The organism is Obesumbacterium proteus, assembly GCF_001586165.1.
In the GTDB taxonomy this organism is placed as follows: domain Bacteria; phylum Pseudomonadota; class Gammaproteobacteria; order Enterobacterales; family Enterobacteriaceae; genus Hafnia; species Hafnia protea.
In genome coordinates this window covers 1,444,813-1,461,350 of record NZ_CP014608.1, presented here as the reverse complement: position 1 = coordinate 1,461,350, position 16,538 = coordinate 1,444,813, and the positions used below count along the sequence as shown (strand labels likewise).

Genomic DNA, 16,538 nt, shown 5'->3' with positions numbered 1-16,538 from the left:
GCCGGATAATCCGGCCTTTTGCTTATCTGTCGTTTAGCGATTTTTATTTATGTACACATGACAGGCACAAAAAAGCGGGGCTCGCCCCGCTTTCTCATACAGCTTGAAGTCTGACTGACATCTAACGCATTACGCGTTTTGACGCCACCATTCTGCCAGCAAAATACCGGTAGCAACGGAAACGTTCAAACTTTCGACCTGCCCCGTACCGCCGATAGACAAGCTTAAATCACCTTTCTGCATCACGGTTTCAGACAGACCATCGCGTTCCTGACCTAATACCAACACCATTTTCTTCGGCAATGAAGCCTTGGTCAGCGGTGTCGTACCTTTATGGCTGGAAGTCGTCACGATGATGTAACCTGCGCGGCGGAACTCATCCAGCGCACCGTCAAAACCATCTGCATCAATCGCCTGAATATGCTCAGCGCCGCCTTCAGCGGTACGCACAGCGGCACCGGACTCCAGCATCGAAGCATCCTGCACCATCAAACCTTTCACGCCAAAGTGCGCACAGGTACGCATGATGCCGCCGAGGTTATGCGGGTTGCCAACATCTTCCAGCGCCAATACACAATCGGTATCTGCAGCTGTTTTCAGATAAGTAGCAGCATCGAGGCCATTACGCTTTTTAATCAGGAAGCAAACGCCGCCGTGATGTTCGGTGCCTGAGGCTTTCGCCAGCTCTTCATCATCAACCACGTGGTAGGCTTTGCGATTTGCTGCCATCCAGCGCAGCGCTTCACGGAAGCGTGGCGTTACAGACTGAACAAACCATGCACGGACAATGGCATCAGGACGGCTGGCAAACAGCGCCTGACAGGCATTCTCGCCGTAAACACGGGTTTCTTCAGCACGCTGACGACGCAGCTGCTCAGGATCGATAAAGCTCTTACCAGCGATACCGCCATGATCTGGCTTATCTTCTTCATTTGGAGCACGAGATACCGTTTTCCAAGGCGAACGATCATAAGGGCCTTCATTACGCCCTTCGCTACGGCCTTCACTGCGGCTCGCACCAGCAGGACGGCGAGAGCGATCGTTTTCCTGGCTACGGCCTTGGCCACCACGGCGATCGTTGCGACGGTCTCCATCCTGAGCACTACGGCCCTGACGACCACCTCGTTCACCTTGACGCCCTTTACCTTCCGGACGTGATTTTTGGTCACGGTCTTTGTTGTCGTCCTCGCTGCGGACGTACATCACTTTGACCTTGCCATTTTTGCCATTAAAAGAATCGTTCATTGCTATCTCCACCAACGCGCAGGGCGCGAAGATTACCTGATGTGTGACCACTAAGCTATACCCAAAATAATTCGAGTTGCAGGAAGGCGGCAAGAGAAAGTATCCCGATGGGCTTACACAGGTAAGTGACTCGGGTCATTAAGCGCAGCCTACGCACATGCAGCTTGAAGTACGACGGGTATATAAGCTTCGACAAAAGCTGATATCTATTATAACCATTGAAGAAACCTGATTGTGATTAATATCCCTATACACGATAATGCTTAACATAAATTAAACATTAACGTTGCTTTTACAGTAAAAAAGCGCGGATTCTTTATCCCAATACCGAGGTTGCCCATGAATACCGTTTGTCCGTCCTGCCAAACTACCAATCGTTTACCAGAAGAGCGCATTGAGGATCAGGCTAAATGCGGTCGCTGCGGTCATGAGTTGTTCGACGGCGAAGTCATTAATGCGACTTCAGCCACGCTGGATAAAATCCTGCAAGACGACCAACCGGTGCTTATTGATTTCTGGGCGCCATGGTGCGGACCGTGTCAGGGCTTTGCTCCGGTATTTGAAGATGTCGCAGAAGAACGCGCAGGCCAGATCCGCTGCGTGAAGGTCAATACCGAGGCAGAGCCGGAACTTAGCGCACGTTTCCGCATTCGCAGCATTCCAACCATTATGCTGTACCAAAATGGCCAGTTGGTAGACATGTTAAGTGGTGCAATGCCAAAAGCGCCTTTTGATAGCTGGCTGAATGAACAGCTTGCTGCAAAAGCATAATCCCGATTCTAAGCCCAGCATGATGCTGGGCTTTTCTTTTTTCCCTTTCGCCGCTGTACCCTATAAGTCCGCTTGTTTAAAATAGCGCTTTTGCCTCATCAGAGAAGTCGATGTCCCCTAACGCCGTATTGCGCCTGCGCGAGCTACGTCTTGCGAAAGCGACCAAACCCTTCCTTACTCGAGGAGGACGCGTAACGCGCTGCCAGCGTTGCCTACTCCCTGAAACTCGCTGCCTGTGCGACACAATTTCTACCCAATCGGCTAAAAGTCGCTTTTGTCTAATGATGTATGATACCGAGCCGATGAAGCCTAGCAACACGGGGCGTTTGATTGCTGATGTATTGCCTGAAACAGCAGCTTTTCAATGGGCTAGAACCGAAGTTGATCCAGAACTACTGGCGCTTTTAAGCGATCCTAACTATCAGCCTTATGTGGTTTTCCCCGGCTCTTATGCGCCTGAGCGTGCCGTATCAGCTTTACCGCAGGATAGTTTGGCTAAGCCTCCGTTATTCATCATGCTCGACGGCACCTGGCGTGAAGCGACAAAGATGTTCCGCAAAAGCCCTTATCTCAATAAGTTTCCGGTATTTTCTTTAGAAACTAAGCTTGAGAGTGACTATACGCTGCGAGAATCAGCCCGTGACGAGCAGCACTGCACCGCAGAAGTCGCTGCTGCGCTATTAGATATCGCCGGCGATCACGAAGCCGCTCAGGGGCTACAACAACACTTTAGCTATTTTCGTCGTCAATATTTGCTAGGCAAGCCTCATCACCGTGAAGAGGTCACTGCAGAAAATATCTAGGGGCATTAGACTCAGGCTATCTGCTTCGGCAAGGAGTTTTAGCTATGAGTCAGCGCAGTCTGGAATCGTTGTTACGTCCGAAGTCTATCGCCGTAATTGGTGCATCGAATAAAGTTGGGCGTAACGGCCACCTAATGATGCAGAACCTGCTTAAAGTAGGATTTTCTGGGCCGATTATGCCCGTGACTCCTCGTTATCAGGCCGTATGCGGCGTACTGGCCTATGCTGATATCGAATCCCTGCCTTTTGCCCCAGACTTGGCTATCCTGTGCGTCAACGCGCAGCGCAACCTAGAGATAATCGCCTCATTAGGTGATAAAGGATGCCGAGCAGCCATTGTGCTCTCGTCGCCAAACGCCCAATCTGCCGAGTTAAAAGCCTGTGCCCAGCAGCATAACGTGCGTTTATTAGGGCCAAATAGCTTGGGTCTTTTAGCCCCATGGCAAAAAATAAACGCCAGTTTTTCTCCGGTGCCGATTATTCCCGGCAAACTAGCCTTTATTTCTCAATCAGCAGCCGTTTCAAACACGATTTTAGATTGGGCTCAACAGCGAGAAATAGGCTTTTCCCTCTTTATCGCATTGGGGGACAGCTTGGATATCGACGTGGACGATCTTTTAGATTTTCTCGCTCGAGACAGCAAGACCAGCGCAATCTTGATTTACTTAGAACATCTGCATGATGCGCGACGTTTTCTGTCAGCGGCACGCAGCGCATCGCGAAACAAACCTATACTGGTTATCAAGAGTGGTCGCAGCCCGCGGGCTCAGCAGCTGCTCAACAGCGTACAAGGGCTAGATGTTGCCTATGACGCCGCGATCCAACGCGCAGGCCTATTGCGTGTGCAAGATACGCATGAACTTTTCTCTGCGGTAGAAACGCTCAGCCATATGCATCCACTGCGTGGAGAGAAAATCCTGATCGTCAGCAATGGGGCGGCACCTGCGGCCATGTCGGTGGATGAACTCCTGCGGCGTAATGGAAAGCTCGCAACCTTAGATGAAGACACTCTCACCGCGTTACGCAGTAAGATGCCGGATGATGTGTATCTCCAGAATCCAATCGATCTTCGCGATGATGCGACGCCAGCCCGCTATCAATCCGCCATCAACACGTTACTTGATAGCCACAGCTATGATGCGGTTTTGATTATCCATGCACCGAGCGCAGCGGCACCAGCGACCACAACGGCCGAAATAGTGATTCAAACGCTAAAACAGCATCCGCGTGGCAAACGTATTTCTGTGCTCACTAACTGGAGCGGCGAATATTCATCGCAAGAAGCACGCAGGTTATTTAGCGAAGCGGGTATTCCGACTTACAGAACGCCTGAAGGCGCGGTTACTGCCTTTATGCATATGGTTGAATATCGTCGCAATCAGCGCCAATTAATGGAAACACCGGCTTTACCAACCGATCTCACCGCAAACACCACTCAGGCTCACGACCTTATTCAGCAAGCACTTAAAGAAGAGATCTACCACCTTGATACGCACGAAGTCAGATCGATTCTATCCAGCTACGGCTTACAAACATTGCCAACATGGATTGCCAACGACAGCACAGAGGCCGTGCATATCGCCGAACAGGTTGGCTATCCGGTTGCATTAAAGCTTCGCTCTCCTGATATTCCACATAAGTCGGATGTGCAGGGAGTTATGCTCTACCTACGCAACGCCGCCGAAGTAGAACAAGCGGCAAATGCCATCATTGATCGCGTGAAGCACTCTTTTCCTCAGGCGCGCATTCACGGCCTGTTAGTTCAAAGCATGGCTAACCGAGCGGGTGCTCAAGAACTACGAGTGCTAGTCGAACAAGACCCCGTATTTGGGCCATTAATTATGCTGGGCGAAGGCGGAGGGGCTTGGAATCCAGACCACGACGCTGCCGTTGCTTTACCTCCGCTGAATATGACCTTGGCGCGATATCTGATTATGCAGGCGATCAAAGGCGGCAAAATCCGTAGCCGAAGTCCTTTGCAGCCACTTAATATTGACGGGCTTAGTCAGTTGCTGGTGCAGGTTTCCGATCTCATTGTCGACTGCCCAGAGATAAGTCGGTTAGATATCCATCCGGTTCTAGCCTCGGCTGAAGATTTCACGCTGTTAGACGTATCACTCCAGCTCACTCCGTTCTCTGGTTTAGCCGAAAATAGGCTCGCCATACGCCCATATCCTCAGCACCTTGAAGAACAAGTGATATTGCGAAATGGGGTGACTTGCTTGCTGCGCCCCATCCTCCCTGAAGATGAACCTTTGCTGCAGCAGTTCATTCAGAAAGTAACCAAAGAAGATTTGTACTATCGTTACTTCAGCGAGATCAATGAATTTACGCATGAAGACCTCGCTAAGATGACTCAAATCGATTATGACCGCGAAATGGCTTTCGTGGCCGTTATTCAGGAGCAAGGCAAAGATGCCATCATTGGCGTAACGCGTGCGCTATCCGATCCCGACAATCTTGAAGGTGAATTTGCCGTATTGGTTCGCTCAGACAGTAACGGTTTAGGGCTTGGAAAGACGCTGTTGGGTAAGTTGATCGCTTATTCAACTCAGCATGGGCTTGAAAGGCTGGTAGGTATCACGATGCCAAACAATCAGGGAATGATTGGACTCGCTAAAAAACTGGGGTTTCAAGTCGATCTTCAAATTGAAGACGGCATCGTCAATTTGCGCTTGCCGTTGAACAATTCATTGCCGGCTTAAACGCAATTTTGCTGAGAGGATGGCGACAAATCGAGGCAAAACATACGCAATAGATGGAAAGTAGTGTTATTATCGCCCGATTCCATAGGCTAATATAACTGTATGTAGCGTTTTGCTACACAATGATGAGAGAAGAAGCGCACTGTGATGTTGTCTAAATTTAAACGAACGAAACATCAACAACACCTTGCACAACTGCCAAAACTTCCCCAGACAGTTGAGGATGTTCAGACGCTGTTTACGCCAGAGGCTTTTCGTCTGGCGCTAATTGACGCGATTTCTAACGCCTCTCGCCGTATCTATATCACGGCGCTGTATCTGGAAAACGATGACGGCGGACGCGATGTCCTCAATGCCTTGTATAGCGCAAAGCAGCAGCATCCAGATTTAGAAATCTACGTTCTCGTCGATTGGCATCGTGCACAACGTGGACGTATTGGCGCCGCGGCGACAAATACAAACGCCGATTGGTACTGCGCTATGGCCGATCAGCATCCTGGTGTATCCGTTCCTGTCTACGGCGTTCCGGTTAATACCCGTGAAGCGCTGGGCGTTTTGCATCTTAAAGGCTTTATTGTTGATGACCGAGTGATTTACAGCGGCGCAAGTCTGAACGATGTATATCTACATCGCCACGATAAGTATCGTTATGACCGCTATCACTTCATCCAGAACAGCCGCTTAGCTGATACCATGTCAGCTTATATTCAGAATAAGCTTCTAACCGATCCTGCGGTTCAACGACTCGATCGTGACGATCGTCCGAAAAGTCCTGAAATCCGTAATGAAACACGCCAGTTCCGCCATGGTTTACGCAGCTGTGGTTATGATGTTGCGGCAATTGCTGGTAACGATGAATTAGCAGTGACGCCATTAGCAGGGCTAGGCAAACATAGTGTTCTGAATAAAACGATTCATCACTTAATGTGCAGCACTGAAGAAAAAGTCACGCTGTGCACACCTTATTTCAACATGCCTGCATTATTGGTACGTAATATCATTTATTTATTACGCCAAGGGAAGCAGGTTGAAATTATTGTCGGCGATAAGAAGGCAAATGACTTCTATATTCCTGAAGATGAACCGTTCAAGATTATCGGCGCATTGCCTTATCTTTATGAAATAAACCTTCGTCGTTTCATGAGCCGCTTACAGCGTTTCGTCGACAATGGTCAACTGACCGTTCGTTTATGGAAAGATGAAGACAATACTTATCATTTAAAAGGCATGTGGATTGATGATCAATGGCAGCTGATTACGGGGAATAACCTGAATCCGCGCGCTTGGCGTCTCGATCTTGAGAACGCAATACTTATCCACGATCCTAAGCATCAGCTGCATGAGCAACGTCAGAAAGAGTTAGAGTGCATCCGTACTAATACTCACGTCGTTCGTAGCTATCTTGAGCTTGAAACTATTCAGCAGTACCCTCTGAAAGTCCGCAAGCTGATAAGAAGACTGCGCAGAATTCGTATTGATAGGCTAATAAGCCGAATTCTTTAATAAGATAAAAACCTCCTTCTGGGAGGTTTTTTTATATCTAAAATTGTCTAGCTTATTCTGCGATAAATACATTTTCCAACTTATCAAAACAGCTAGAAAATAACCTAGATGCTATTAACACTCTGACTTTTCATTATTAATATATAAGAGACTTGCTATCTAATTAGCCTAAGAGGCAGAATGGTAATGACGATAATAAGTGGATGCTTACATTATAAAAATACACTTCATGTATTCGAGTTCATATTTCCCATAGCAAAAAACCCCAGTCTTTCGGCTGAGGTTCTTTACTTTAATTAAAGCCTGGCAGTTTACGCTGGGCTTCCTGCCCAGCGCCCTTCGGGCCAACGCTGCGCATTGTTCAACATCGTTCCCGACGATGTTGTCCTACTCTATCGAGACGCTTACCGACAAAATTTACACAAAACAAAAAGGCCATCCTTTCGGATGGCCTATTCGTTTTAATTAAAGCCTGGCAGTTCCCTACTCTCGCATGGGGAGACCCCACACTACCATCGGCGCTACGGCGTTTCACTTCTGAGTTCGGCATGGGGTCAGGTGGGACCACCGCGCTATCGCCGCCAGGCATATTCTGTTAATTAACCCGTGCTCCGTATCTCTACAGCTCACCAGTCAATCCAATCTGTTCAACAAGCCTACTCTTTGAGTTTCGCGTCTCTGCGTCTTAAAACACCTTGGGTGTTGTAAGGTTAAGCCTCACGGATCATTAGTACTGGTTAGCTCAACGTATCGCTACGCTTACACACCCAGCCTATCAACGTCTTAGTCTTAAACGTTCCTTTAGGAGACTCAAGGTCTCAGGGAAGACTCATCTCGAGGCAAGTTTCGCGCTTAGATGCTTTCAGCGCTTATCTTTTCCGCATTTAGCTACCGGGCAATGCCATTGGCATGACAACCCGAACACCAGTGATGCGTCCACTCCGGTCCTCTCGTACTAGGAGCAGCCCCTCTCAATCTTCCAACGCCCACGGCAGATAGGGACCGAACTGTCTCACGACGTTCTAAACCCAGCTCGCGTACCACTTTAAATGGCGAACAGCCATACCCTTGGGACCTACTTCAGCCCCAGGATGTGATGAGCCGACATCGAGGTGCCAAACACCGCCGTCGATATGAACTCTTGGGCGGTATCAGCCTGTTATCCCCGGAGTACCTTTTATCCGTTGAGCGATGGCCCTTCCATTCAGAACCACCGGATCACTATGACCTACTTTCGTACCTGCTCGAGCCGTCACTCTCGCAGTCAAGCTAGCTTATGCCATTGCACTAACCTCACGATGTCCGACCGTGATTAGCTAACCTTCGTGCTCCTCCGTTACTCTTTAGGAGGAGACCGCCCCAGTCAAACTACCCACCAGACACTGTCCTCAATCCCGATTAGGGACCGGAGTTAGAACATCAAACATTAAAGGGTGGTATTTCAAGGTTGGCTCCATGCAGACTGGCGTCCACACTTCAAAGCCTCCCACCTATCCTACACATCAAGGCTCAATGTTCAGTGTCAAGCTATAGTAAAGGTTCACGGGGTCTTTCCGTCTTGCCGCGGGTACACTGCATCTTCACAGCGAGTTCAATTTCACTGAGTCTCGGGTGGAGACAGCCTGGCCATCATTACGCCATTCGTGCAGGTCGGAACTTACCCGACAAGGAATTTCGCTACCTTAGGACCGTTATAGTTACGGCCGCCGTTTACTGGGGCTTCGATCAAGAGCTTCGCCTTGCGGCTGACCCCATCAATTAACCTTCCAGCACCGGGCAGGCGTCACACCGTATACGTCCACTTTCGTGTTTGCACAGTGCTGTGTTTTTATTAAACAGTTGCAGCCAGCTGGTATCTTCGACTGGCTTCAGCTCCATCCGCAAGGGACTTCACCTACGCGCCAGCGTGCCTTCTCCCGAAGTTACGGCACCATTTTGCCTAGTTCCTTCACCCGAGTTCTCTCAAGCGCCTTGGTATTCTCTACCTGACCACCTGTGTCGGTTTGGGGTACGATTCAATGTTACCTAGAGCTTAGAGGCTTTTCCTGGAAGCTTGGCATCAACTACTTCATCACCGTAGTGACTCGTCATCACGCCTCAGGGTTAATAAAAGCGCGGATTTACCAACGCTTTCCCCCTACACGCTTAAACCGGGACAACCGTCGCCCGGATAGCCTAGCCTTCTCCGTCCCCCCCTTCGCAGTAACACCGAGTACAGGAATATTAACCTGTTTCCCATCGACTACGCCTTTCGGCCTCGCCTTAGGGGTCGACTCACCCTGCCCCGATTAACGTTGGACAGGAACCCTTGGTCTTCCGGCGAGCGGGTTTTTCACCCGCTTTATCGTTACTTATGTCAGCATTCGCACTTCTGATACCTCCAGCAACCCTCACAGGCCACCTTCAACGGCTTACAGAACGCTCCCCTACCCAACAACACCTAAGTGTCGCTGCCGCAGCTTCGGTGCATAGTTTAGCCCCGTTACATCTTCCGCGCAGGCCGACTCGACCAGTGAGCTATTACGCTTTCTTTAAATGATGGCTGCTTCTAAGCCAACATCCTGGCTGTCTATGCCTTCCCACATCGTTTCCCACTTAACTATGACTTTGGGACCTTAGCTGGCGGTCTGGGTTGTTTCCCTCTTCACGACGGACGTTAGCACCCGCCGTGTGTCTCCCGTGATAACATTCTTCGGTATTCGTAGTTTGCATCGAGTTGGTAAGTCGGGATGACCCCCTAGTCGAAACAGTGCTCTACCCCCGAAGATGAGTTCACGAGGCGCTACCTAAATAGCTTTCGGGGAGAACCAGCTATCTCCCGGTTTGATTGGCCTTTCACCCCCAGCCACAAGTCATCCGCTAATTTTTCAACATTAGTCGGTTCGGTCCTCCAGTTAGTGTTACCCAACCTTCAACCTGCCCATGGCTAGATCACCGGGTTTCGGGTCTATACCTTGCAACTTGACGCCCAGTTAAGACTCGGTTTCCCTACGGCTCCCCTATTCGGTTAACCTTGCTACAAAATATAAGTCGCTGACCCATTATACAAAAGGTACGCAGTCACCCCATAAAAGAGGCTCCCACTGCTTGTACGTACACGGTTTCAGGTTCTATTTCACTCCCCTCGCCGGGGTTCTTTTCGCCTTTCCCTCACGGTACTGGTTCACTATCGGTCAGTCAGGAGTATTTAGCCTTGGAGGATGGTCCCCCCATATTCAGACAGGATGTCACGTGTCCCGCCCTACTCATCGAACTCACAACATATGCATTTTCAAGTACGGGGCTATCACCCTGTATCGCCGGACTTTCCAGACCGTTCCTCTGACACATACGCTGATTAAGGTTCTGGGCTGTTCCCCGTTCGCTCGCCGCTACTAGGGGAATCTCGGTTGATTTCTTTTCCTCAGGGTACTTAGATGTTTCAGTTCCCCTGGTTCGCTTCGTTAAGCTATGTATTCACTTAACGATAGTGCAACGAATTGCACTGGGTTTCCCCATTCGGAAATCGTCGGCTATAACGCTTCATATCAGCTTACCGACGCTTATCGCAGATTAGCACGTCCTTCATCGCCTCTGACTGCCTAGGCATCCACCGTGTACGCTTAGTCACTTAACCTCACAACCCGAAGGTGTCTCTTAATGAACACGGTTACGAACCGGTTCAAGACAGCATTCAAGATTGCAAAAAATTGAGAGACTGCTTAATGCTAACTGTGTCAGTGTTTGACCGAAGTCATTCTCACAGTTGCTTAAGCTTTCAAATTTCAGCTTGTTCCAGATTGTTAAAGAGCAATATCTTAAACACGACTCGTTAGAATCATCTTTAAGATTTTTCGTTCATCAGAACGGGTGATAATGTCTTTCACTCATTATCGGAATGGCGTCCCCAAGGGGATTCGAACCCCTGTTACAGCCGTGAAAGGGCAGTGTCCTAGGCCTCTAGACGATGGGGACACGAAAATACCGACAAAGCTTTCACTTTCTCGTTTCGTATCAGCATGAGTCTTAAAACTCACAACATCAACAGGTGCTCTTGCTCATTAATTTCATCAGACAATCTGTGTGGACACTGCACTTAACGCTATCTTTAGGTAAGGAGGTGATCCAACCGCAGGTTCCCCTACGGTTACCTTGTTACGACTTCACCCCAGTCATGAATCACAAAGTGGTAAGCGCCCTCCCGAAGGTTAAGCTACCTACTTCTTTTGCAACCCACTCCCATGGTGTGACGGGCGGTGTGTACAAGGCCCGGGAACGTATTCACCGTAGCATTCTGATCTACGATTACTAGCGATTCCGACTTCATGGAGTCGAGTTGCAGACTCCAATCCGGACTACGACATACTTTATGAGGTCCGCTTGCTCTCGCGAGTTCGCTTCTCTTTGTATATGCCATTGTAGCACGTGTGTAGCCCTACTCGTAAGGGCCATGATGACTTGACGTCATCCCCACCTTCCTCCGGTTTATCACCGGCAGTCTCCTTTGAGTTCCCACCATTACGTGCTGGCAACAAAGGATAAGGGTTGCGCTCGTTGCGGGACTTAACCCAACATTTCACAACACGAGCTGACGACAGCCATGCAGCACCTGTCTCAGAGTTCCCGAAGGCACTAAAGCATCTCTGCTAAATTCTCTGGATGTCAAGAGTAGGTAAGGTTCTTCGCGTTGCATCGAATTAAACCACATGCTCCACCGCTTGTGCGGGCCCCCGTCAATTCATTTGAGTTTTAACCTTGCGGCCGTACTCCCCAGGCGGTCGACTTAACGCGTTAGCTCCGGAAGCCACGCCTCAAGGGCACAACCTCCAAGTCGACATCGTTTACAGCGTGGACTACCAGGGTATCTAATCCTGTTTGCTCCCCACGCTTTCGCACCTGAGCGTCAGTCTTTGTCCAGGGGGCCGCCTTCGCCACCGGTATTCCTCCAGATCTCTACGCATTTCACCGCTACACCTGGAATTCTACCCCCCTCTACAAGACTCTAGCTGACCAGTTTCAAATGCAGTTCCCAAGTTAAGCTCGGGGATTTCACATCTGACTTAATCAACCGCCTGCGTGCGCTTTACGCCCAGTAATTCCGATTAACGCTTGCACCCTCCGTATTACCGCGGCTGCTGGCACGGAGTTAGCCGGTGCTTCTTCTGCGAGTAACGTCAATCACTGTGGTTATTAACCACAATGCCTTCCTCCTCGCTGAAAGTACTTTACAACCCGAAGGCCTTCTTCATACACGCGGCATGGCTGCATCAGGCTTGCGCCCATTGTGCAATATTCCCCACTGCTGCCTCCCGTAGGAGTCTGGACCGTGTCTCAGTTCCAGTGTGGCCGGTCATCCTCTCAGACCAGCTAGAGATCGTCGCCTAGGTGAGCCATTACCCCACCTACTAGCTAATCCCATCTGGGCACATCTGATGGCGTGAGGCCCGAAGGTCCCCCACTTTGGTCCGAAGACATCATGCGGTATTAGCTACCGTTTCCAGTAGTTATCCCCCTCCATTAGGCAGTTTCCCAGACATTACTCACCCGTCCGCCGCTCGTCACCCAGAGAGCAAGCTCTCTTGTGCTACCGCTCGACTTGCATGTGTTAGGCCTGCCGCCAGCGTTCAATCTGAGCCATGATCAAACTCTTCAATTAAAAGCTTGATTTGCTTAAACAAGTTAAGCGATGCTCGAAAATTAACTTTCGTAATAATTCAACTAAATGAATTACTGCTTGGTCACTCTTCAAGACTTTAATATTTTATCGTCCGAGGACGTTAGATATTGTCTTGTGAGTGCCCACACAGATTGTCTGATAAATTGTTAAAGAGCAGTGAGTTAGGAGACTAAGCTTGCTAACTCGAGGTGGCGTATAATACGCTTTCCTCTTTCAGAGTCAACCCTAAATTTCAGGATTTTTTCTCTTGCGATTTCTTATCGAAACCGCCGATACGGTGTGAAGTGATTCACATGTTCCGTGTCGATGGAGGCGCATTATAGGGAGTTCTCGCGGGCTGACAACCCCTAATTACATTTTTTTTTCTGTTTGGCTTATTTTCAGCCATTTAGTGCACTAAACCCGCTGTTTTATCGCTTTTGGCAAGTCAGCAAGGCTCTTAATCACTAAATCCGCCTTGGCCTCGGCTTCTGGTGTGACCGGTTTGCCGGTACGAACCAATACTTTAGTTCCCACGCTAGCGGCTTCACCCGCCAATAGGTCTTCGATTTTGTCACCTACTATATAAGAAGCGCTCATATCGATATTTAGTTCTTCTTTAGCGGATAGCAGCATACCTGGCTGCGGCTTGCGGCAATCACATACCTGACGGAATTCTTCTACCGTTCCCTCTGGGTGATGCGGACAATAGTAGACGCCGTCCAAATCAACGCCGCGATCGGCCAAAGACCAATCCATCCATTCGGTGAGGTGCATAAACTGATCTTCGGTAAACATACCGCGAGCAATACCAGACTGGTTAGTAACCAGTACGAGGGCATACCCCATTTTTTTCAGCTCAGCCATGGCGTCAATGACACCATCTATAAACTGGAAGTTATCGCTTTCATGGACATATCCGTGATCGACGTTAATCGTGCCATCACGATCTAAAAAAATTGCGGGAACAAGCTGGGCCACAGATATTCACTCCTTATGGCGTTAGATGCCGCTCAGTATCGCACGATTTACATGAAAGGGAGAGTCTCTAGCGCACTCGACACTTGTTGACTTGGACGTCTAGACGCCTTAACATCCAGTTTAATACTTTGGGCTTTCCCAAAGTTTGCTTTTTATCTGCCACGGGCAACACCAAAAGTAAAAATATAAAAATGATTAAACTTATAAATATCACCAAGGTTTTTCAGCAGGGCCAGCGCCAGATCAAAGCGCTGTCTGACGTGTCATTACACGTCCCTGCCGGGCAAATTTATGGCGTCATCGGTTCATCCGGTGCCGGTAAAAGTACACTGATTCGTTGCGTCAACCTGCTCGAACGCCCAACCAGCGGCACCGTTTTGGTTGGCGATCAGGATATGACTGCGCTTTCCGAAAGCGCACTGACTAAAGCGCGCCGTCAGATCGGCATGATCTTCCAGCATTTTAACTTACTCTCATCACGAACTGTTGCAGGGAACATCGCTCTGCCGCTGGAACTAGATAACACGCCGCGCAGCGAAATCACGCGTCGCGTCAGCGAACTATTAGATCTGGTCGGCCTTAGCGATAAACGAGATGCCTATCCCGCGAATCTGTCTGGCGGGCAGAAGCAGCGCGTGGCAATTGCCCGTGCATTAGCGAGCAACCCAAAAGTCCTGCTGTGTGATGAAGCCACCAGCGCGCTTGATCCTGCAACCACGCGCTCAATTCTGGAACTGCTGAAAGACATTAACCGTCGTCTGGGTCTGACAATTCTCCTGATCACTCACGAAATGGACGTCGTGAAGCGCATTTGCGATCAGGTAGCCGTAATTAGCGATGGCCAACTGATTGAGCAAGGCACCGTTGGCGAAGTGTTCTCTCACCCGAAAACACCGCTGGCGCAGCAGTTCATTCACTCCACGCTGCATTTAGATATTCCAGACGATTTTGCTGCTCGTATGACGCCAGATCGCAAACCTGATACGCAACCGCTGTTGCGCCTTGAATTTACCGGTCAGTCCGTCGACGCGCCGTTAATCTCTCAGGCCGTTCGTCGTTTTAATGTCGATATCAGTATTTTAAGTTCTCAAATGGATTATGCCGGTGGCGTTAAATTTGGCGTGATGTTAGCTGAGCTGCACGGTGATGACGCAGATGCGTTATCTGCTATTGAGTTTTTCAAGAATCATCAAGTAAAAGTAGAGGTGCTGGGTTATGTCTGAGGCAATGATGTGGTTAATGGGCCGAGGCATTTGGGAAACCGTCGTCATGACCTTTGTATCCGGCTTCTTTGGTTTTGTTATCGGTCTTCCGGTCGGCGTGCTTCTTTATATAACGCGTCCGGGGCAAATTTGGGAAAACGCCAAGCTGTATAACCTGCTTTCCGCACTGGTTAACATCTTCCGTTCCATACCGTTCATTATTCTCTTGGTATGGATGATCCCTTTTACCCGCGTCATCGTAGGCACATCTATCGGTTTGCAGGCAGCATTAGTGCCATTGACCGTTGGCGCAGCACCGTTTATTGCTCGTATGGTTGAAAACGCGCTATTAGAAATCCCAACAGGACTGATTGAAGCGTCACGAGCCATGGGTGCAACACCGATGCAAATCATCAATAAAATCTTATTACCGGAAGCACTTCCAGGCTTGGTCAATGCGGCAACCATCACATTGATTACCTTAGTGGGTTACTCTGCAATGGGCGGCGCAGTGGGCGCTGGCGGTCTAGGACAGATTGGTTATCAGTACGGTTATATCGGATATAACGCAACCGTGATGAATACGGTATTAGTATTGTTAGTGATTTTAGTGTATCTGATCCAGTTTAGTGGCGATCGCATTGTTAAAGCGGTTAGCCGCAAATAAAGCAGTCTAATAATAAAAACGGCGCTCGCTATGGTGCGCCACCCAATGTTTCAAAAACAACGTCTCAACAACAATGTCTCAAGAACAAGTCAAAAGAAGGATAAGGGTATGTCATTAAAGTTTAAGTCGATTGCTGTCGTTGGCGCACTTCTGGGTTCTCTGGCGCTGGCGGGCTGTGGTCAGGAAGAAAAAGATCCAAACCATATTAAAGTGGGCGTTATTGTCGGGGCAGAGCAGCAGGTTGCCGAAGTTGCACAGAAAGTTGCTAAAGATAAATACGGTCTGGACGTTGAGCTGGTCACATTTAACGACTATGTACTGCCTAACGAAGCATTAAGCAAAGGCGATATTGATGCGAATGCTTTCCAACATAAACCTTATCTGGATCAGCAGATCAAAGATCGTGGCTACAAACTGGTTCCAGTCGGCAGCACCTTCGTATACCCAATTGCAGGCTATTCGAAGAAAATCAAATCTCTGAGCGAACTGCAAGATGGCTCTCAGGTTGCTTTACCAAACGACCCAACTAACCTTGGCCGTTCACTGTTACTGCTGCAAAAAGTGGGTCTGATTAAACTGAAAGACGGCATTGGCTTGCTGCCAACCGTGTTGGACGTGACCGAGAACCCGAAAAAACTGAAGCTGGTTGAGCTGGAAGCACCACAGCTGCCACGTTCACTGGACGATGCGCAAATTGCTCTGGCGGTTATCAACACGACCTATGCAAGCCAGATTGGCCTGACTCCAGCCAAAGACGGTATCTTCGTTGAAGATAAAGATTCTCCATACGTTAACCTGATCGTAGCTCGTGAAGACAACAAAGATGCAGAGAACGTGAAGAAATTCGTTCAGGCTTATCAATCTGACGAAGTTTACAACGCTGCCAATAAAATCTTTAACGGCGGCGCAGTTAAAGGCTGGTAATTGCCTCTCGCAGTTATAGTACGTAATATCTTCAAGACGGGCGAATGCCCGTCTTGTCATTTCTGCCATACCTTGATTCAATAGCATCCACTTTTATAAAAA

General features: G+C 49.1%; 9 protein-coding genes, 1 tRNA gene and 3 rRNA genes. 7 read left to right on the top strand and 6 right to left on the bottom strand.

All coding sequences use genetic code 11. The features are described from left to right. Positions 1-129 precede the first annotated feature (129 nt). Entirely contained in the window at positions 130-1,245 is a 1,116-nt protein-coding gene (locus DSM2777_RS06795; RefSeq protein WP_061553504.1) for a tRNA/rRNA methyltransferase, read from the bottom strand. 339 nt (positions 1,246-1,584) lie between these two features. Between DSM2777_RS06795 and trxC the strand changes: the two genes are divergently transcribed. From trxC to pssA, 4 genes are all read left to right on the top strand, one after another. Continuing rightward, complete coding sequence (gene trxC, locus DSM2777_RS06790; RefSeq protein ID WP_025801390.1) at positions 1,585-2,016, top strand: thioredoxin TrxC; 432 nt, start codon at positions 1,585-1,587, stop codon at positions 2,014-2,016. A 110-nt stretch (positions 2,017-2,126) separates the two neighbouring features. After that, positions 2,127-2,819, top strand: a complete 693-nt coding sequence (locus DSM2777_RS06785; protein ID WP_061553503.1) for a tRNA-uridine aminocarboxypropyltransferase — start codon at positions 2,127-2,129, stop codon at positions 2,817-2,819. A 44-nt stretch (positions 2,820-2,863) separates the two neighbouring features. Beyond that, entirely contained in the window at positions 2,864-5,524 is a 2,661-nt protein-coding gene (locus DSM2777_RS06780; RefSeq protein ID WP_061553502.1) for a bifunctional acetate--CoA ligase family protein/GNAT family N-acetyltransferase, read from the top strand. A 147-nt stretch (positions 5,525-5,671) separates the two neighbouring features. After that, positions 5,672-7,027: a CDP-diacylglycerol--serine O-phosphatidyltransferase gene (pssA, locus tag DSM2777_RS06775; RefSeq protein ID WP_025801388.1), complete on the top strand. Its 1,356-nt coding sequence runs from the start codon at positions 5,672-5,674 to the stop codon at positions 7,025-7,027. Positions 7,028-7,497: 470 nt separating this feature from the next. On the opposite strand, the gene rrf is transcribed toward pssA, so the two are convergent. The 5 genes from rrf to gmhB all read right to left on the bottom strand — a co-directional run bounded on the left by rrf (position 7,498) and on the right by gmhB (position 13,643). Beyond that, positions 7,498-7,613, bottom strand: a 5S ribosomal RNA gene (gene rrf / locus DSM2777_RS06770). Positions 7,614-7,733: 120 nt separating this feature from the next. Further along, positions 7,734-10,643: ribosomal RNA gene (locus DSM2777_RS06765) — 23S ribosomal RNA — on the bottom strand. Positions 10,644-10,905: 262 nt separating this feature from the next. Next, a tRNA-Glu gene (locus DSM2777_RS06760) sits at positions 10,906-10,981 on the bottom strand. 138 nt (positions 10,982-11,119) lie between these two features. After that, positions 11,120-12,662 (bottom strand): 16S ribosomal RNA (locus DSM2777_RS06755). Together the 16S, 23S and 5S rRNA genes with 1 tRNA gene alongside form the textbook arrangement of a ribosomal RNA operon. 417 nt (positions 12,663-13,079) lie before the next feature. Continuing rightward, the gene (gene gmhB / locus DSM2777_RS06750; RefSeq protein WP_046459222.1) at positions 13,080-13,643 is read right to left on the bottom strand and encodes a D-glycero-beta-D-manno-heptose 1,7-bisphosphate 7-phosphatase; all 564 of its coding nucleotides are present in this window, start codon (positions 13,641-13,643) and stop codon (positions 13,080-13,082) included. A 191-nt stretch (positions 13,644-13,834) separates the two neighbouring features. On the opposite strand from gmhB, the gene metN reads away from it, so the two are divergent. From metN to DSM2777_RS06735, 3 genes are all read left to right on the top strand, one after another. Continuing rightward, positions 13,835-14,866 (top strand): methionine ABC transporter ATP-binding protein MetN, encoded by a 1,032-nt coding sequence (metN, locus tag DSM2777_RS06745; protein ID WP_061553501.1) that lies wholly within the window; start codon positions 13,835-13,837, stop codon positions 14,864-14,866. Then, positions 14,859-15,512 carry a methionine ABC transporter permease MetI gene (locus tag DSM2777_RS06740; protein WP_025801175.1) on the top strand — a complete coding sequence of 218 codons (654 nt, stop codon included), beginning with the start codon at positions 14,859-14,861 and terminating at the stop codon, positions 15,510-15,512. The genes metN and DSM2777_RS06740 overlap by 8 nt, the downstream gene beginning before the upstream one ends. Positions 15,513-15,620: 108 nt before the next feature. Then, positions 15,621-16,436 (top strand): MetQ/NlpA family lipoprotein, encoded by an 816-nt coding sequence (locus DSM2777_RS06735; protein WP_025801174.1) that lies wholly within the window; start codon positions 15,621-15,623, stop codon positions 16,434-16,436. Positions 16,437-16,538 lie beyond the last annotated feature (102 nt).